Annotated in this window: 15 protein-coding genes and 1 pseudogene; 11 read left to right on the forward strand and 5 right to left on the reverse strand. The window is 73.6% G+C overall.

The genetic code is table 11. From position 1 onward, the window contains the following. Positions 1–71: 71 nt before the first annotated feature. Positions 72–482: a DAK2 domain-containing protein gene (locus ACFVX9_RS28480; protein WP_387984233.1), complete on the reverse strand. Its 411-nt coding sequence runs from the start codon at positions 480–482 to the stop codon at positions 72–74. After that, positions 479–1,516, reverse strand: coding sequence for a dihydroxyacetone kinase subunit DhaK (locus tag ACFVX9_RS28485; RefSeq protein ID WP_063345848.1), 1,038 nt, complete (start codon positions 1,514–1,516; stop codon positions 479–481). Before ACFVX9_RS28485 ends, ACFVX9_RS28480 begins: the two co-directional genes overlap by 4 nt. Positions 1,517–1,867: 351 nt before the next feature. On the opposite strand from ACFVX9_RS28485, the gene ACFVX9_RS28490 reads away from it, so the two are divergent. From ACFVX9_RS28490 to ACFVX9_RS28510, 5 genes are all read left to right on the forward strand, one after another. Further along, a complete protein-coding gene (locus ACFVX9_RS28490; protein ID WP_317620150.1) occupies positions 1,868–1,960 on the forward strand; it encodes an Ms4533A family Cys-rich leader peptide in 93 nt (30 codons plus the stop codon). A 144-nt stretch (positions 1,961–2,104) separates the two neighbouring features. After that, on the forward strand, positions 2,105–3,823 hold the full coding sequence (locus ACFVX9_RS28495; RefSeq protein WP_380373698.1) for an ABC transporter substrate-binding protein: 1,719 nt from the start codon (positions 2,105–2,107) through the stop codon (positions 3,821–3,823). 32 nt (positions 3,824–3,855) lie between these two features. After that, positions 3,856–4,935 (forward strand): ABC transporter permease, encoded by a 1,080-nt coding sequence (locus ACFVX9_RS28500; protein WP_380484990.1) that lies wholly within the window; start codon positions 3,856–3,858, stop codon positions 4,933–4,935. Then, entirely contained in the window at positions 4,932–5,921 is a 990-nt protein-coding gene (locus ACFVX9_RS28505; protein WP_363622942.1) for an ABC transporter permease, read from the forward strand. The genes ACFVX9_RS28500 and ACFVX9_RS28505 overlap by 4 nt, the downstream gene beginning before the upstream one ends. 11 nt (positions 5,922–5,932) lie before the next feature. Further along, positions 5,933–7,642, forward strand: a complete 1,710-nt coding sequence (locus tag ACFVX9_RS28510) for an ABC transporter ATP-binding protein (RefSeq protein WP_387984253.1) — start codon at positions 5,933–5,935, stop codon at positions 7,640–7,642. A gap of 77 nt (positions 7,643–7,719) precedes the next feature. Here ACFVX9_RS28510 and ACFVX9_RS28515 read toward each other — a convergent pair whose 3' ends face one another. Then, positions 7,720–8,247 carry an NUDIX hydrolase family protein gene (locus tag ACFVX9_RS28515; protein WP_063345851.1) on the reverse strand — a complete coding sequence of 176 codons (528 nt, stop codon included), beginning with the start codon at positions 8,245–8,247 and terminating at the stop codon, positions 7,720–7,722. Positions 8,248–8,546: 299 nt separating this feature from the next. On the opposite strand from ACFVX9_RS28515, the gene ACFVX9_RS28520 reads away from it, so the two are divergent. The 4 genes from ACFVX9_RS28520 (at position 8,547) to ACFVX9_RS28535 (ending at position 13,134) form a co-directional block, all read left to right on the forward strand. Continuing rightward, the gene (locus ACFVX9_RS28520; RefSeq protein ID WP_363586377.1) at positions 8,547–9,365 is read left to right on the forward strand and encodes an AfsR/SARP family transcriptional regulator; all 819 of its coding nucleotides are present in this window, start codon (positions 8,547–8,549) and stop codon (positions 9,363–9,365) included. A gap of 91 nt (positions 9,366–9,456) precedes the next feature. Then, the gene (locus tag ACFVX9_RS28525) at positions 9,457–10,245 is read left to right on the forward strand and encodes an SDR family NAD(P)-dependent oxidoreductase (RefSeq protein ID WP_063345853.1); all 789 of its coding nucleotides are present in this window, start codon (positions 9,457–9,459) and stop codon (positions 10,243–10,245) included. A 62-nt stretch (positions 10,246–10,307) separates the two neighbouring features. Then, positions 10,308–12,626: a condensation domain-containing protein gene (locus ACFVX9_RS28530; RefSeq protein WP_387984236.1), complete on the forward strand. Its 2,319-nt coding sequence runs from the start codon at positions 10,308–10,310 to the stop codon at positions 12,624–12,626. Positions 12,627–12,654: 28 nt separating this feature from the next. After that, entirely contained in the window at positions 12,655–13,134 is a 480-nt protein-coding gene (locus ACFVX9_RS28535; protein WP_380373686.1) for an SRPBCC family protein, read from the forward strand. Between the two features lie 138 nt (positions 13,135–13,272). Here the strand turns inward: ACFVX9_RS28535 and ACFVX9_RS28540 are convergent, their stop codons facing one another. Together ACFVX9_RS28540 and ACFVX9_RS28545 are read right to left on the reverse strand one after the other, a co-directional pair. Further along, a complete protein-coding gene (locus ACFVX9_RS28540; RefSeq protein ID WP_387984238.1) occupies positions 13,273–13,878 on the reverse strand; it encodes an FAD-dependent monooxygenase in 606 nt (201 codons plus the stop codon). Positions 13,879–13,996: 118 nt separating this feature from the next. Then, positions 13,997–14,836, reverse strand: a pseudogene (locus ACFVX9_RS28545) (FAD-dependent monooxygenase); the annotation flags it as partial. A gap of 76 nt (positions 14,837–14,912) precedes the next feature. On the opposite strand from ACFVX9_RS28545, the gene ACFVX9_RS28550 reads away from it, so the two are divergent. Together ACFVX9_RS28550 and ACFVX9_RS28555 are read left to right on the forward strand one after the other, a co-directional pair. Continuing rightward, positions 14,913–15,455: a CGNR zinc finger domain-containing protein gene (locus ACFVX9_RS28550; RefSeq protein ID WP_387984240.1), complete on the forward strand. Its 543-nt coding sequence runs from the start codon at positions 14,913–14,915 to the stop codon at positions 15,453–15,455. A gap of 482 nt (positions 15,456–15,937) precedes the next feature. After that, complete coding sequence (locus tag ACFVX9_RS28555; RefSeq protein ID WP_387984241.1) at positions 15,938–17,503, forward strand: glycosyl hydrolase family 18 protein; 1,566 nt, start codon at positions 15,938–15,940, stop codon at positions 17,501–17,503. Positions 17,504–17,703 lie beyond the last annotated feature (200 nt).

Consider the following 17,703-nt stretch of genomic DNA (forward strand, 5'->3'; position numbering starts at 1 on the left):
GGGGAGGGGGGCTTGGCGGGGGGGAGGGGGGAGGGAAAGAAGGGGGGGGCCGGGGTGGGGGGGGGGGGGGGTTAGACGCCTTCCTTCCCCCCCCCCCCCGCCTCCCCCACCCGCTGGACGGCCTCCAGCGCCGCCGTCGCTCCCCGGGCGAGGGCCGGGCCGGTCAGCGGGCCGGCGCCGACGGCCGCCGCCAGCTCCTGGAGCACCAGGCCGAACAGCGGCCCGCTCGTCCCGCCGACCTCGTCCAGGAAGGCGCCCGCCGCCGCGCCCAGCGGTACCGCCGCGGCCTGGCGCCCCGGCGGCAGCCGGTCCAGCGCGGCCAGGGCGCACCGCACGCCGGTGAGCAGGTTGACGCCGAAGTCGCCGTCCCCGGCGGCCTGGTCGAGCCGGGTGAGCTCCTCCTCGGTGACCGCGACGGTCTCGGCGAACCGTCGCATCCAGCCCGCCGTGAAGACGCCGTCGAAGGCCTTCGTGCCCGTCATCTCCTGACCTCCTGGTGACCGGGGGCCGGCGCCGATTGCGCGACCGGCCAGGCCGCCGTGTACGCGGGGGCGTCGAGCAGCGCGAGCGTCTGTTCGTCGGCGGCGAGCAGGGTGATCGAGAACCCCCGCATGTCGAGGGCGGTGACGTAGTCGCCGACCAGGCTGCGCGCCAGGCGGCGCCCGCCGGCGTCCAGGACGGCGGCCAGTTCGTACAGGACCGCGTACAGCTCCAGGCCGGTGGTCGCGCCCAGCCCGTTGACCAGCGCGACGAGGGGGGCGCGGGCCGGGCGCAGCGCCTCCAGCAGGCGCAGCGCCATCCGGCCCACCAGGACGGCCAGCGGTTCGCACTCCAGGGAGAGTTCGGCCCGTTCGCCGTGGATGCCGACGCCGAACTCGACCGTCCGGTCCGACACCTCGAAGGCCGGCCGGCCGGTGGCCGGGGAGGTGTGTGCGGCGCCGGCCACCGCGATGCTGCGGCAGCGCCCGGCCAACTCGGCTCCCAGCAGGGAGAGTTCCGCCAGTCCGAGGCCGAGGTCGGCGGCCGCTCCGAGGATCTTCTGCACCAGGACGGTGGCCGCCGTCCCGCGCCGGCCGGCGGCGACGGACTCGGACTCGGAGGCGAGGTCGTCGTCCACCAGGACCCTGGCGCACGGTATGCCCTGGCGGTGCAGCCGTTCGGCCGCGATGCCGAAGTTGATCCGGTCGCCGGTGTAGTTCTTCACGATGTGCAGGACGCCGTCCTCGCCGGCGACCGCGCGCGAGGCCTCGAAGATCTGCCGGTTGTGCGGTGAGGCGAAGATCCGGCCCGGGCAGGCGGCGTCGAGCATGCCCCGGCCGACGAATCCGACGTGCAGGGGCTCGTGCCCGGAGCCGCCGCCGGAGAGCAGTCCGACCCGGCGCCCGGGGGCCCGGTCACGGGCGCGGACGAATCCGAGGTCGGGGTCGTGGACGACGAGCGATGGGTGGGCCCGGGCGAATCCGGCGAGTGCGCTCGCCACCAGGGCGTCCTGATCGGTTTCGAGGTAAGGGGCCACGTCCGGCTCCGCTCGGTAGGGCGGCCGCGCTGCGCGCGATCGCCGATCACGTTCACCCATGCTTGGGCAGGCGCCCGCGCGCGGCAACCCGCAGACGGAAGTGCGCGAGGGCCCGGGACGGCCGCCCGGCGGGCGGTTCGGGGCCTTCGGGGCGCCGGCGCTTCGCAGGGGCGCGGCACCCACTCGGGTGATGTCGCGCCCGCCGGTCCGGCGGGCCCGGGCCCCGGGTTTCCCCCCGCTTCCGCACGGTCTCCCGGTGTCCGGGCCGTAATCCGTTCCCGGAGTTCCGGTGGCGGCCGGATGGTATCCGGAGTTTTGACATTCCGCTTAAAGTCATACAGTCTTCTCGGCATGTCTGACCGTCACCCGATCGAGTGCGCCGCCATCGAGCTGGCGCTGATCGGCGTGGCCGCGCACTGCGTTTCCGACAATCTCTGTCGCTGAATCCGCCTGTCCCGACGCGTAGCGGTGATCGCCGCCCCGGGACATCGCCCCTCCCTGCGGGCGCGGTGCCGCTCACTCTCCTCACGGCCTCACTGTCGCCCGCCTTCCTCCGTACACCATCGGTAGCGAAAGGCCCCCTTTCCGATGTCTCGAACCACCTTCACCCCCCGCCGCCTCGCCGCGGCGACCGTCACCGTCGCCCTGGCCGTCGGAGTCGCGGCGTGCGGACCGAAGGGCGACGGCGGTGGAAGCACCGGCAAGGACGCCGCACCGCAGCAGGGCGGCACCCTCACCGTCCTCAACCAGAACCCGCAGGACCAGTTCGACCCCGCACGGCTCTACACCTCCGGCGGCGGCAACGTGCCCTCCCTGGTCTTCCGCACCCTCACCACCCGCAACCGGGCCGACGGCGCGGCCGGCACCAAGGTCGTCCCGGACCTCGCCACCGACACCGGCACCCCCTCGGAGGGCGCGACGGTGTGGACGTACCACCTCAAGGACGGCCTGAAGTACGAGGACGGCTCGGCGATCACCACCGCCGATATCAAGTACGGCATCGAAAGGTCATTCGCCCCCGAACTCTCCGGCGGGGCGCCATTCCTGAGGGACTGGCTGGTCGGCGCCGCCGACTACCAGGGCCCGTACAAGGACGGCCGCGGTCTGGACGCGATCGAGACGCCGGACGAGAAGACCATCACCTTCCGCCTCAACAAGCCCGAGGGCGACTTCCCGTACCTGGCCACCCAGACGCAGTTCGCCCCCGTCCCGAAGGCCAAGGACACCGGGACGAAGTACCAGGAGCACCCCGTCTCCTCCGGCCCCTACCAGGTCGTCAAGAACGAGAACGACGGCGCACACCTCGTCCTCAAGCGCAACCCCAACTGGTCGGCGGCCAACGACGACCAGCGCAAGGCGTACCCGGACACCGTCGACGTGCAGTCCGGGCTCGACCCGGCGGTGATCAACCAGCGGCTCTCCGCCGGCACCGGCGCCGACGCGGCCGCCGTCACCACCGACACCAACCTCGGCCCCTCCGAGCTCGCCCAGGTGAAGGACGACAAGGCGCTCGCCGCCCGCGTCGGCACCGGCCACTTCGGCTACGTCAACTACCTGGCGTTCAACCCCAAGGTCAAGCCCTTCGACAACCCCAAGGTCCGGCAGGCCGTCGCCTACGCGCTCAACCGCACCTCGGTCGTCAACGCCGCCGGCGGCTCCTCGCTCGCCGAGGCCGCCACCACCTACCTGCCCACCCAGGAGACCTTCGGGTACACGCCGTACGACCCGTTCCCGGCCGGCGCCACCGGCAACCCGGAGAAGGCCAAGGAGCTGCTGAAGGAGGCCGGCTACCCGGACGGCCTGACCATCACGCTCACCCACTCCACCGAATCGGGCAAGGGCTACGGCCCGAACCTGGCCACCGCCGTCCAGGACGGCCTGAAGGCGGCCGGGATCACCGTCCAGCTCGACGCCCTGGACTCCACCAGGTACTCCAAGACGATCCACACCGTCAGCACCGAACCCGGCCTCTTCCTCTCCGGCTGGGGCGCCGACTGGCCCTCCGGCGGCCCGTTCCTCGCGCCGATCTTCGACGGCCGGCAGATCGTCACCGACGGCTACAACTTCAACTCCGCGCAGCTGGACGACCCGTCGGTGAACGACGAGATCGACCAGATCAACAAGATCACCGACCACGCCGAGGCCGCCAAGCGCTGGGGCGCCCTGGACAAGCGGATCGGCGACCAGGCCCTCACCGTCCCGCTGTTCCACCCCGTCTACAAGCGGCTGTCGGGCAAGGACGTCCGCAACATCGTCATCAGCGACTGGACCGGCGTGCTCGACATCTCCCAGGTCGCGGTCAAGTAGCGGGCGGGATCGGACGGATCGGTCAGACAACCATGGCTCCACAGGAACCCCGGGCCGGGGAGGCCCTCGCGGCCGCCCCGGCCGCCGGGGGCCGGACGGTGTGGCGGCGGCTGCTCGCACGGCGCGCCGTCCTCGCCGCCGGCCTCGTCATCGCCCTGCTCGCCCTGATCGCGGCAGCGGCACCGCTGCTCAGCGCGATCGAGGGCCAGGACCCCACCAGCTACCACAACGACCTGCTCGACTCGGCGGCCGGCGGAGTGCCCACCGGCTCCTTCGGCGGCGTCAGCGCCGAGCACTGGCTCGGCGTCGAACCCGGCACCGGGCGCGACGTGTTCGCCCGACTGGTCCACGGCGCCCGGATCTCGCTGCTCGTCGCCGTCGGCGCCACCCTCGTCCAGGTCACCATCGGCGTCCTGCTCGGCCTCGCCGCGGGCCTCGGCAGCCGGCTGCTCGACCAGCTGATCGGCAACACCACCGAGGTCATGCTCGCGCTGCCCTCGCTGGTCTTCGCCATCTCGCTGATGGCCGTCGTGCCCTCCGACTTCCCCCGCCCGCTCCTGCTGACCCTGGTCATCGGGCTGCTCGGCTGGGCCGGCACCGCCCGGCTGGTCCGGGCGCAGACGCTCAGCCTCCGCCAGCTCGACTACGTGGCCGCGGCCCGGCTCGCCGGCGCCACCCGCTGGCGGATCGCCCGCCGGGAGCTGTTGCCGTCCCTGGCCGCGCCCGTCATCACCTACGCCGCGGTGCTGCTGCCGTCCAACGTGATCGCCGAGGCCGGGCTGTCCTTCCTCGGCGTGGGCGTCAAGCCGCCGACCTCGTCGTGGGGCCAGATGCTCTCCGGCGCGACCACCTGGTTCCGCGCCGACCCGACGTACGTGCTGCTCCCGTCCGCACTGCTGTTCGCCACGGTGCTCGCCTTCACCGTGCTCGGCGACGCCGTCCGCACCGAGCTCGACCCCCGCGCGGCCTCCCGGCTGCGGGTCGGAACGGCGCGCGGCGCCGGCTCGTCGGGCAGCGGCTCGTCGGGCTCCGCATCGTCGGGCAGCGGCTCGTCGGACTCCGCCAGCCCCGGCCCGTCGGCCGCCACCGCCGCCGAGGAGGCCCCCGCATGACCCGCTTCCTGCTCCGCAGGGCCATCGGCATGGTCGGCGTCCTGCTCGCCATCTCGCTGATCGTCTACGCGGTCTTCTACATCGCCCCCGGCGACCCCGCCCAGCTGGCCTGCGGCGAGAAGTGCAGCCCCGCCCAGGTCCTCCAGGTGCGCGAACGCCTCGGCCTCGACGCACCGGTCTACCTCCAGTACGCCCACTTCCTCCAGGGCGTCGTCGCCGGCCGCGACTTCAGCGCCGGAACGGGCCTGCTGCACTGCCCGGCGCCGTGCCTGGGCGTCTCCTACCGCAGCGGCGAGCAGGTCACCGACATGATCGCCGCCCGGCTCCCGGTGACGGCCTCGCTGGCGCTCGGCGCGATGGTGCTCTGGCTGGCCCTCGGGGTCGGCACCGGGCTGCTCTCCGCGCTGCGCCGGGGCCGGCTCAGCGAGCGGCTGCTGACCGCGCTGACGCTGGCCGGCAACTCCATCCCGGTCTTCGTCATCGGCCTGGTGCTGCTCATCGTCCTGTGCGCCCAGCTCCAGTGGCTGCCGTTCCCGAGCTACGTACCGCTCACCGAGGACCCGCAGCAGTGGTTCTGGGGGCTGCTGCTGCCCTGGGTCTCGCTCGCGCTCATCGAGTCCGCCAAGTACGCCCGGCTGACCCGCTCGTCCATGCTGGAGACCCTCGCCGACGACCACATCCGGACCTTCCGGGCGTACGGCGTCAGCGAGCGGCGCCTGGTGACCAGGCACGCGCTGCGCGGCGCGCTCACCCCGGTGATCGCGCTCACCGCCATGGACCTCGGGACGATGTTCGGGTCCGCCGTGCTGACGGAGTCGCTGTTCGGGCTCCCGGGGCTCGGCAAGCTGCTGGTCAGCTCGGTCAGCCTGATCGACCTGCCGACCGTCGTCGGCCTCACCCTCGTCACCGGGTTCGCCGTGGTCCTCGCCAACGTCGTCGCGGACGTGCTCTACGCGGTGACCGATCGAAGGGTGGTCCTGACGTGAGCGCCGAACCCCTGGCTCCTCCCCTGGTCGACGTCCGGGACCTGGTCGTCGACTTCCCGGTCGGCGACGGGCACGTACGCGCCGTCGACGGCGTGGGCTTCACCCTGGAGGCCGGGCAGGCGCTCGGCATCGTCGGCGAGTCCGGGTCGGGCAAGAGCACCGTCGCCTACGGACTGCTCGGCCTGCACCGCGGCACCGGCGCCCGGGTCGGCGGCTCCGTCCGGGTCGCCGGCGTCGACGCCGTCACCGCCGAGGGCGACGAACTGCGGCGGCTGCGCGGCGGGTTGGCGGCCATGGTGTTCCAGGACCCGCTCTCCGCCCTCGACCCGTACTACGCGGTGGGCGACCAGATCGCCGAGGTCGTACGCGTCCACCGGGCCGTCTCCCGCCGGGCCGCCAGGGCCCGGGCCGTCGAGGTGCTCGGCCGCGTCGGCATCCCCGATCCGGCGCGTCGCTCGCGGTCGCGCCCGCACGAGTTCAGCGGCGGCATGCGCCAGCGGGTGCTGATCGCGATGGCCCTGGCCTGCGAGCCGCGGCTGCTGGTCGCCGACGAGCCCACGACCGCGCTGGACGTCACCGTCCAGGCCCAGATCCTCGACCTGCTGCACGAGTTGCGGGCCGAGACCGGGGCCGGGCTGGTCCTGGTCACCCACGACCTCGGGGTGGTCGCCGGGAGCGTCGACCGGGTGCTGGTGATGAAGGACGGCCGGGCGGTGGAACACGGCCCGGTCACCGAGGTGCTGGGCGCGCCGCGCGAGCCGTACACCCGCGCGCTGCTGTCGGCGGTGCCCCGGGTCGACGCTCCGGGCGCTCCGACCGGGCCTGCCAGGCCTGCCGGGCCTGCCGGAGGCACCGCCGCCAACGGAGCCGCCGAGCGCACCGACGGCGACGTCCTGCTCGAAGCCACCGACCTGCGCCGGGAGTTCGCGACCCGCGGCGGCCTCACCCGGCGCGCGGCCCCCGTGGCCGCCGTGGACGGCGTCTCGCTCACCGTGCGGGCGGGCGAGACGCTGGGCATCGTCGGCGAGTCCGGCTCCGGCAAGACCACGCTCGGGCGGATGCTGGTCCGGCTGCTGGAGCCGACCGGCGGCCGGCTCCACTACCGCGGCCGGGACATCGGAGCGCTCGGGGAGAAGGAACTGCGCCCGCTCCGGCGGGAGTTGCAGATGGTCTTCCAGGACCCGGTGTCCTCGCTCAACCCGCGCCGCAGCATCGGGGAGTCCATCGCCGACCCGCTGCGCATCGCCGGTGAGAGCGACGAGCGCCGCATCCGCGCCCGGGTCGGCGAGCTCCTCGAACGGGTGGGCCTCGACGCCAGCTGGTACCACCGCTACCCGCACGAGTTCTCCGGCGGACAGCGCCAGCGGGTCGGCATCGCGCGGGCGCTCGCGCCGCAGCCGCGACTGATCGTCTGCGACGAACCGGTCTCCGCACTGGACGTCACCACCCAGGCCCAGGTGGTCGCGTTGCTGGGCGAGTTGCAGCGCGACCTCGGCCTCGCGCTGGTCTTCATCGCCCACGACCTGGCCGTGGTCCGGAAGGTGAGCGACCGGGTCGCGGTGATGCGGGCCGGGCGGATCGTGGAGCACGGCGACGCCGACGCCGTGTACGACTCCCCCCAGCACGCGTACACCAAGGGCCTGCTGGCGGCCGTGCCGGTGCTGGACCCCGTCGAGGCGACCGCCCGGCGCACCGCCCGGCTGGCATCCGCCGGGGCCTGACCGGCTCCCTGACCGATCCCCTGACCGGCTCCCGGCCGGGGCCCGCACCTCACCGGTGCGGGCCCCGGCCGGAGTGCTCAGCTCAGGCAGCCGACGTGCGCCAGGGCCCGCTTGAGCAGCGCCCCCTGACCGCCGGGCATGTCCTGCTGCACCAGCGGGGAGGCGGCCTCCTGCGGGCTGAACCAGACCAGGTCGAGCGCGTCCTGGCGCGGCCGGCAGTCGCCGACCACCGGCACGACGTACGCCAGCGACACCGCGTGCTGGCGCGGGTCGTGGAACTCGGTGATCCCCAGGGTCGGGAAGTACTCGGCGACCGTGAACGGTTGCAGCGAGGCGGGGATCCGGGGCAGCGCCACCGGGCCGAGGTCCTTCTCCAGGTGCCGCAGCAGGGCGTCGCGGATCCGCTCGTGGTGCAGCACCCGGCCGGAGACCAGCGTGCGGCTGACCGTCCCGTCCGGTCCGATCCGCAGCAGGAGACCGACCTGGGTGACCTCGCCGGCGTCGTCGACGCGGACCGGCACGGCCTCGACGTACAGGATCGGCATCTTGGCGCGGGTGGTCTCCAGCTCCTCGGGGGCGAGCCAGCCTGGCGTGGTTTCCGTCATGTCAGCCATTCGCCGATGGTACGTTCCCGGGCCCCGTCCGCGCCGGGCGCCCCGCCCGTCACAGCGTCGAGCGCCGACCCGCCGCGCCGACCCGCCGCACCGCTCTGCCGCACCGGTCTGCCCGGAGGTGCCCCACCAGAGCGCCCGGAACCGCGCTCGACGGGCACTTGAGGAATCCGGCCCCCGCCCCTCGGCCCAACTAGGGTGCGACGCGTCCGCCCCACCATTCCGTCGACCCGAACAAGCAGCCGAATGACGCCCACCCGAGCGGACGCTCCGCGCCCGAGAGGAGAACCGCCATGCACCTCAAGGTCCTCGGCCCCCTCACCGCCGACCTCAACGGCATCTCCGTCGTCCCCACCGCCGCCAAGCAGCGCCAGATCCTGGCCCTCCTCGCGCTCTACCCGAACCGCATCCTGCCCACCGCCACCCTGATCGAGGAGATCTGGGGCGACGACCCGCCCAGACAGGCGCTCACCACCATGCAGACGTACATCCTGCAACTGCGCCGCCGGATCACCCACGGCCTCGGGCCGACCCCGCACATCACCGCCAAGGACATCCTGACCACCCGGCACGGCGGCTACCAGCTCACCACCCACCCGGACAACCTCGACGTCCACACCTACAGCCTGCTCACCACCCAGGGGCAGCACGCCTTCAACCACGGCCACGACCACCAGGCCGCCACCCACTTCCGGCAGGCCCTCGCGCTCTGGCACGGCCCGGCCCTGGTCGACGTGCGGCCCGGGCCGATCCTCGCCATCGAGATCATGCGCCTGGAGGAGAGCCGCCTGATCACCCTGGAACGCCGCATCGACACCGACCTGCGGCTCGGCCGGCACAACGAGCTCATCCCCGAACTCACCCACCTCACCCACCAGCACCCGCACCACGAGGGCCTGCACGCCCAGGCCATGGTCGCGCTCTACCGGGCCGGCCGGCAGACCACCGCCCTCGCCACCTACCACCACCTGCGGCACCGCCTCACCACCGAGCTCGGCATCCAGCCCTCCCCGCACCTGCAACACCTGCACCACGCGATCCTCACCCTCGACCCCACCCTCAACACCCCGACCACGGCCCACCCGACCACCTACAACCTCTACCCGGCCTGAGCTCCCGCCCCGACCACCCCACCGACCCCCGACCACCGACCACCCACCACCGGCCCGAGCTCCCAGCCCGCCCTCACCCCCAGGACCCGCCATGACCACCGCACCCGAGCAACCCCTCGCCCTGATCACCGGCGGCACCCGCGGGATCGGCCTCGCCATCGCCCGCGAGCTCGGCAGCCGCGGCCACCGCCTCTTCATCTGCGCCCGCACCGGCCCGCACATCACCGAGGCGCTGGCCACCCTGCGCGGCGAGGGCCACCAGGCCGACGGCACCACCTGCGACGTGCGCGACCCCACCCAGGTCAGCGCGCTGATCCGGCACGTGGTGGCCGAGCACGGTCCGATCACCGTGCTGGTCAACAACGCCGGCCGCACCGGCGGCGGGCCGATCGCCACCACCACGGACGACCTCTGGTACGACGTCATCGACACCAACCTCAACGCCGTCTTCCTCGTCACCCGGGAGACCCTCAAACACGGCCACCTCACCGGCACCGCGCACCCGCGGATCATCAACATCGCCTCCACCGCCGGGAAGCAGGCCGTCACCCTCGGCGCCCCGTACACCGCGAGCAAGCACGCCGTGATCGGCTTCACCCGGGCACTCGCCAAGGAACTGGCCCCGACCGGCACCACCGTCAACGCCATCTGCCCGGGCTACGTGAACACCCCGCACACCACCCGGATCCACCACGAGTACGCCACCGCCTACAACACCACCCCCGAGACCATCCACCAGCACTTCCAGACGCACATCCCGCTCGGCCGCTACACCACCCCGGAGGAGGTCGCCTCGCTGGCCGGCTACCTCACCTCCCCGACCGCCGCCAGCATCACCGCCCAGGCACTGAACGTCTGCGGCGGCCTCGCCACCCAGTAACCCCGGCGCAACCCTGGCCGGCCCACGGGAAGGAACCGGGCTCCGGTGCCCGCTGATCAGCGATGACGAACCGTCACTTCTCCAGCGCACCCGTCACCCTGCTGGTGGCCGGCGCCCCGTCGCCCGAGCCCTGCCTGCCCGCCGCCCGCCCGCCGAGACGGCTCGACACCGGCGCGGTCAACGCCGCGCTGGCCCGCACCGCCACCCGCCGGTGGCGGCCGCCACAGCCGCGCGGGGGCGGCCGGCCCCCGGAGTTCCTGCTGGTCGAACTGCAGCAGACGTACGAGGCCGACGTGCTGTGCGCCGCCCTGCGCGCCGTCGACGCGGCCGGTCCCGCGCCCCAGGACCGGGCGGACGCGCTCTGGGAGCGCACGGTGGACGGCCCCGACGGACTCGACCGGGTCCTGGCCGACCTCGGACGCGCCCTCGCCGCCGGGGCACGGCTGCGCGCCGTCCTGGTCGAGGACCGCCGGGACGGCCTCCGGCGCCTGTTCGTCGGCATCGCCGCCGGACCGTCCGCGCGCGCCGCCGAACTCGTGGAACGGCTGCGGGAGGCACTGGCGCACCCGCCGGAGCCCGTCACGGTGCCGACCAGCGCGCTGCAACGGGAGATGCTGCGCCAGGTCATCGGGCGCGCCGACCACGGCGGGCGACACGTCGAACAGCTGTCCTGGAACTGGCACGGGCCGCTGGACACCGACCGGTTCGCCGCCGCCTGGCAGTCCGTGTTCGACCACGAGACGGTGCTGCGCGCCGCCTTCGACTGGGACGACACCGCCGGCGACCCCTGGATGGTGCTGCACGAACGCGCCGTCCCCGACGTCACCCGGCACCCGCACGGCGCGATCGGCTGGGACGACCTCCTGGAAGCCGACCGGCACCGCGGCTTCGACCTGCGCCGACCCGCTCTGCTGCGCGCCACCCTGCTCGACTCCGGGCCGCAGGACCAGGACGACGGGCCGGTCACCCGGGTCCTGCTCACCTACCACCACGCGATGCTCGACGGCTGGAGCGTGCGGCTGCTCCTCCAGGCCTTCTACCGCGCCTACCTGACCGGCGGCGTCCTGCCCGGCGGCGAGCGCCGCCCCGACGTCCGCGACCACGCCCGCTGGCTCGACGCCCAGGGAAGCGACGCCGCCCGGCAGTTCTGGGCCACCCGGACCGCCGCCAGCGCCGTCCTCCCGCTCGCCCCCGACCCGGCCCGGCACGGCAGCGGACGCGCCCGGCGCCGGCTCACCCCATACGAGGCGGTCCGGCTGCGCGGCTGGGCGGCCACCTGGGGGGCGGGCGAGAGCAGCGCCCTCCAGGCCGCCTGGGCGCTGCTGCTCTACCGCGCGGCGCAGTCCCACGAGCAGCGCCCACCGGCCCGGGCGGTACGGGTCGGCTTCGCGGTGACGGTCTCCGGGCGGGGCATCCCGCTGGACGGCATCGACCGACTGCCCGGCGCGCTGCGCAACCCGCTGCCGATCTCCGTCCGGGTCCACCCGAGCACGACGGTGCCGCAACTGCTCGCGGCCCTGCGCGACGACGTGCTCGACCTCGCCGCCTACGAGTGGATCTCGCCCGGACAGGCCCACCGCTGGAGCGCCACCCCGCGCGGGCAGCGGCCGCACAGCCTGGTCGTCCTGGAACACCAGCCGACCGCCCCGCACCACCTGCGGCTGGAGACCGACCTGGCCGCGCACGGCATCCACGTGGAGAACCCCGTGCCGACCGGCACCTTCACCTCGTACCCGATCACCCTCGCCGCCCACTACGACGCCACCGGCGGACTCGTCCTCACCACCACCCACGACCGCGCCCTGCTCGCCGACCGGGACGCCGTCGAACTCCTCAGCCAGAGCGCCCACCTGCTGCGCACCTTCCCCGACCTGCCGAGCGGCCTCAGCACCTCCGAGTTGCTGCGCTCCACCCTCGCCGGACACCCGGCGCCCCGACCCGGCGGGCCCGCCGACCACCCGCCGGCCCCGGACGCACCGGCGGACGCACCGACGGACGGCCCGGCCGTCCGGCTGGAGGTGCTGCGCCGGGCCGCCCGCCCGGGCGCGGGCTGGGTACTGCTGCTGCCCCCGCCCGACGCCCCGCACACCCGCTACCCCGGCACCGCGCGCGGCTGGCCGGGCCCGCAGGCCCTCGGCGTGCTCCGCCCGGCCGCCGGCCCGCCGTCACCGGCCGCCTACCGCCCGGTCCTCGCCCCGCTGCTGGAGTCCCCGGCCCCGGTCGCCCTGGTCGCCGCGCACGGCAGCGGCGTCACCGCCTACGAGGTCGCCCGGCTCGGCCCGCCGGCCCGCCCCCCGCTGGTCGTCCTGCTCCCCGACGACGCCGCCCCGTCCGACCTGTTCGCCCTGGCCCCCCTCCTCGCCGGCCCGCCCCCGCCGTGACGCGCCGCTGGCAGCCGTACCGTGAGGCATGGCCCGCTTCGTCCTGACCCGCCGTTCGCCCCTGCCCCCGGCCGTCTGCTGGGAGCGGCTGACCGCCTGGCCCCGGCACGGGGACCGGGTGCCGTTCACCCGGGTCACCGTGGTGCGGGGCAGTGGCGGGCGGGCGGGGGACGCCATCCTGGCCCGGACGGTCATCGGGCCGTTCCGGTTCGACGACCCGATGGAGATCGTCGCTCTGACCGCCCCCTCGGCCGGGCGCGACGGGCTGTGCCGGCTGGAGAAGCGGGGCCGGCTGGTGCTCGGCTGGGCCGAACTGCGCGTGCGGGCCCCCGGTCAGGACGCCGGGCAGGCCGGGGAGACCGGCGAATCCCAGGTGAGCTGGACGGAGGAACTCCGGGTCGCTGGCCTGCCCGCGCTGTTCGACCCGCTCGTGGCCCGCGCCGGGCGCCTGGTCTTCGGCCGGGTGCTGGACCAGCTGCTGGAGCCGGAGGCGGCGGCTACGGCCTGACGTCGCGCCAGAGCCGGTCCTGCCGACGGACGTATCCGCGCGGGTCGGCGTCGACCGTGACGCGGTCGTGTTCCGCCGGCGTCTGGTGACGGTCCCGACCAGTGGCGCCGGATCAGCCGATGGCGTCGGGTCGGCCGCCTACGCCGACAGGATCCGCCGCAGGACTTCCCGCAACTCGGTGTCGTCGGCGGGCGGGTGGGGCGCCTGCCAAGCGATGTGGCCGTCGGGGCGGGTGAGGAGAGCGCCCGTGGCGGGGAGGCCGGAGAGGCCGGGCCAGTCGGCGGCGGGCAACGGCCGCAGCGCGACGGGCAGGCCTGACGCTGCGGCGGTGTCGGCCTGGCGTTGCCAGGCGGGGTCGCCGGCGGCTGTGAGCAGGGTGAAGCCGGAGCCGATGAGGTCGAGCGTCGATGCCGCCCCGGGGAGTCCGGCCGGGCGCAGGTGCGGGAACCGGCCGCCGGGCCCGCCGTCGGGGTGCTCGCCGTCCGGGTCCAGCGGCGGGCGGGCGGGGGCGTCGGGGTCGGCGTGGACGGCGGTGGAGCGGTAGGCCGCGGTGAGCAGCAGCTCGTCGTCGATCCGGTAGCCGGTGCGGGCACGGGAGTTGGCGAGGGACAGGTCGATGACCTGTCGGGCGACGGGGCGGCGCTCGGCCTGGTAGGTGTCCAGCAGCGCTTCGCCGGCCGACCCGGCCACGACAGCGGCGAGCTTCCAGGCCAGGTTGTCGGCGTCGCCGATGCCGGTGTTCATGCCGTGCCCGCCGGTGGGGGGCGTCACATGGGCCGCGTCGCCTGCGATCAGGACCCGTGTCGGCGAGTCGGGCGTCCAGGCGCCAGGTCTGGGTGTCCTGGACGGTGACGTCGAGGTCGGGCAGTCCGGCGGCGTCGCGCACCAGCCGGGCCAGCTGCCGGTGGTCGCCGAGGAGGTCGGCGAGGTCGTCGCGCCCGGGGTCGTAGGGGTGCTGGTAGATCCAGTGCCGGTCGTTGTCCACGGCCAGGAAGCCACCGCGGCCGGGCTCGGTGAGGAAGTAGGACGCGCTGGCCCGGTCGGCGACGACCTCGCCGAGCGGCGCCTCGAAGCGGATGCTGAGGAAGTGGCCGAGGCCGGTCGGCCCTGCCATGGCGATTCCGGCGCCGGTGCGGACGGTGCTCGCCGCGCCGTCGCAGCCGATCAGCCAGTCGGCGCGCACGGTGTGCCGGTCGCCGGTGGCCCGGTCCTCCAGCACCGCGTGCACGCCCCCGCCGCCGCCTGCGGCTGTGGTGGCAGCGGCAGTCTCGGCAAACGAGAGCAACCGGGTGGCGAACCTGACCCCGTCCGGCGCGAGTTCACGGGCCCGGCGCAGCAGCACGGCCTCCAGGGCGTCCTGCGAGCAGACGAGCCCCGGCGACGGGGTGCGCTCGACGCCGCCGTCCGGGGCGCCGGCCACGCCGGTGCGTACGAAGTCCGGGTCGACGAGGTCGCGGCCGCGGTAGAAGAAGACGTGCGAGGCCGGGAGCCCGGCCTGCCGGATCTCGGTTTCCAGGCCGAGCCTGCGGAAGATCTCCATCGAACGCGCGGACACGCCACGGGCCTTGGGGTGGCGGGAGGTGCCCTGGTGCGCCTCGACGAGCAGGTGCGGCACGCCGTACCCGGAGAGCAGGAGCGACATGGTCAGGCCGACCGGGCCTGCGCCGACGATCAGGACGGGCGTCGTTGCCGGGAATCGCATACCACTCCTTCGTAACGCCTAATATTGAATTTCGACGTTACCATGGGGTGCGCAAACGATCGGAAGGGGCACACCCATGACCCAGGACCACGACGGCGGCAACCCCCGCGGCCTCCACTTCGTCACCGAGCTCGCGAACACCGTCCGCGCCGAGCCCGAAGCGGGCGCCGCCGACCTGCAAGCCCTCCTGGAACGCCACGGAGGCCCGCCCTTCCGCCTCACCGACGCCGACGCCCGCGAACTGCGCGAGGCCACCGCCCCGCTGATCGCCATCCTCGCCCTCCACGACGAGGACGAGGCGGCCGAAGCGATCAACACCCTGCTCGACCGCTACCCGGCCCGCCCCCGCCTCGTCCGCCTCCCCGGCCGCCCCTGGTCGATGCACACCCAGGCGCCCCCGTCCGCCGGCCTCACCCACTGGCTGCTCTCCACCTCCGCCCTGGCCCTCGGCCTGTGGCTCAGCGAGCGCGGCACCTGCGCCTGGGGCGAGTGCGCCGCCCCCGACTGCGACCGGTTCTTCATCGACACCGGCCGCCGCACCCCGCAGCGCTTCTGCACCCCGCGCTGCGCCACCCGGGTGCGGGTCGCCGCCCACCGGGCCCAGCGCGCCACCGGCTGACGGCCCGCCCGCCAAGGGCACCCTGATCCCAAGCAGTCCGGTCCAGCAGGAAACCAGCAGCTTCCCGACGAAGTCCGACTGTCCGCCGCCGCTTACCCGGCCACGACGCGTGGCGGTGAGTGATCAACGTGGTGCACCGGCCATGGGAACGACAGCCGGGGCCTCACCCGTTCGAGTGAGGCCCGGCGGCCGGTCACGTGGCACGGCTGCACCGTCGGCATGATCGCGGAGGACTACGGACGAGAAGCTGCCCGACGCGCAGCGTGCACCGGCACGTTCCGAAGGTCGACAGCGACGTGCAACGGCGGCTCCTCATCCGAGGCCTTCCCACCGCTGGTGATCGAGCCGATCACGATGAAGTTCCCAGGGGCAGACGCGGGCGGGGACCGGACTGACTCGGGGAACACGGCGCGTACCTCGCGGTCTGCTCGAAGTAGGCGAAGGTCGACCCTCCACATGTCCGCGTCACTACACTCTGCCGCATGACTGAAGATCAGAAAGTCCTTCTGCAGGCAGATCTGTTGACCACGGATACCTACGAGGCTCACGGCTACAAACCGGAGGGGACAGGGACTGCCCTGTCGTACACCTCGACCCGGGTGTGCGTCCCGGCCTACAACGGGTACGACTCCGAATCACCTGAGAGCGCCGGCATGCGGCTCTCGGCGTACCTGGCCTCCGGGTTCCACTACGACGGGCGGCTGGCCCCTGAACGGCTGGGTGACGCGAGCTCGGATGACGAGAGGCCGGATGAGCCGGGCTACGGCTTCGACCTGGTGGGCATCCCCGCGACTGCGTACGACCGCATCGTCTTCGGACACCTGGCGGTGCTCGGCGACGTCGAGCCGCAACAGCCGCAGGTAGCCGCGGTCAGGGACGGCTGGAACTCGCAGACCGACGGGCAGGAGCCGATCGGTTCGGGGCACGTCGTACCCGTTGACCCCTTCGGTGACCTCGGCGTGACACGGAACGTGGACCTGCCGGCCTCGGACCGCCGGGACGCTTCCTACAAGACGTTCCTGGCGTACTACAACCAGGAGGCTGCGTCCGGCGTGCTGGGCGGCCTGCGCAACCTGCAGCAGCGTGCGAAGCGTGCGGGCCACAAGCTGGAGCTCGCGTTCAGCATCACCGATGCCGGACCCTCGGGCACTCTCGCCTCTGTGGCCGGCGACGCGCAGAAGCGGGCCGCCTTCACCGCCGGCGTCGTCGACTTCTTCAACCGGTTCCCCATGTTCAGTGAAGTGGAGCTGGCCTGGGACAGCGTGGACGGGAAGGCTCGCACTCTCCCGGACGCGGCCACGCGAGACGCCTACGCCCTCGTCGTGAGGGAACTGCGGCAAGCCTGCGACAGGGCCTTCGGGACAAGGAGGCGCAAGTCGATCAGCATCGCGGTTCCCGCCGCCGGGATCGACGACCTGCGTGCCGCGCGCCTGGGAGACCTCGTGCGTGTTGGCCTGGACTCTGTCTCCCTCAAGGCCGTCGACTTCTTCCGGGGCGGAGAGAAGGAGCCGCTTGGCCACCTTGCCAACCTGACGTCCCGGAACCCGGACCAGGTGTCGGCGCAGAAGCTGGTCGAGTACCTCGTACAGGAAGAAGGCATCCACCCAGGGAAGATCCACCTCGGGTATGCGTGCTACGGCCGTGCTGTCACCAACGCGGACCCCGCCACCGGGACGCACGCCGGCACGTCGGCCGCGCTGGGAACATTCGCCCACGGCGTCGTCGGCTTCTATGACGCCGTCGCCAACTACCTCGACCTGGAGCACGGCCGGGCCGCCGGGAAGAACGGCTTCGCACTGCTGACCGACCAGGAGGCCGACGCCGACACACTCCTGGCCAACGCCCACTACATCTCGCTCGACACCCCGCGCAGCGTCATGCGCAAGGGCAAGTTCGCCGCCACGACCGGTCTCGGCGGACTGTGCGCATGGTCGGCCCACCAGGACAACGGTCTGCTGGCCAACGCCGCCCGGGAGGGCCTCGGATACGTCGCGGCACCGAGCCGAGAGTTCACCCCCATGGCCCCCCTGTACAACCCCGGCGCCTGAGTCCGGTCGGGAATCTCCGTTCCTTTCCTCTCGACTGCTGCTGTCTGACTGGACGAAGCAGTGCGGTCACGACCTTCTTGTCCGGGAGGCCGGGGCGCCCGTACGGACGCCCCCGTCTCCCGGGTCCCCTGCGCCCGCAATTGAAGAAAGGAAGGAAGAGCACAAGTCCCGCCCCAAAGGCGGGCCCCCGGGGTTTTTTT

The sequence above is a fragment of the Kitasatospora sp. NPDC058243 genome (assembly GCF_042882025.1).
Taxonomy (GTDB): domain Bacteria; phylum Actinomycetota; class Actinomycetes; order Streptomycetales; family Streptomycetaceae; genus Kitasatospora.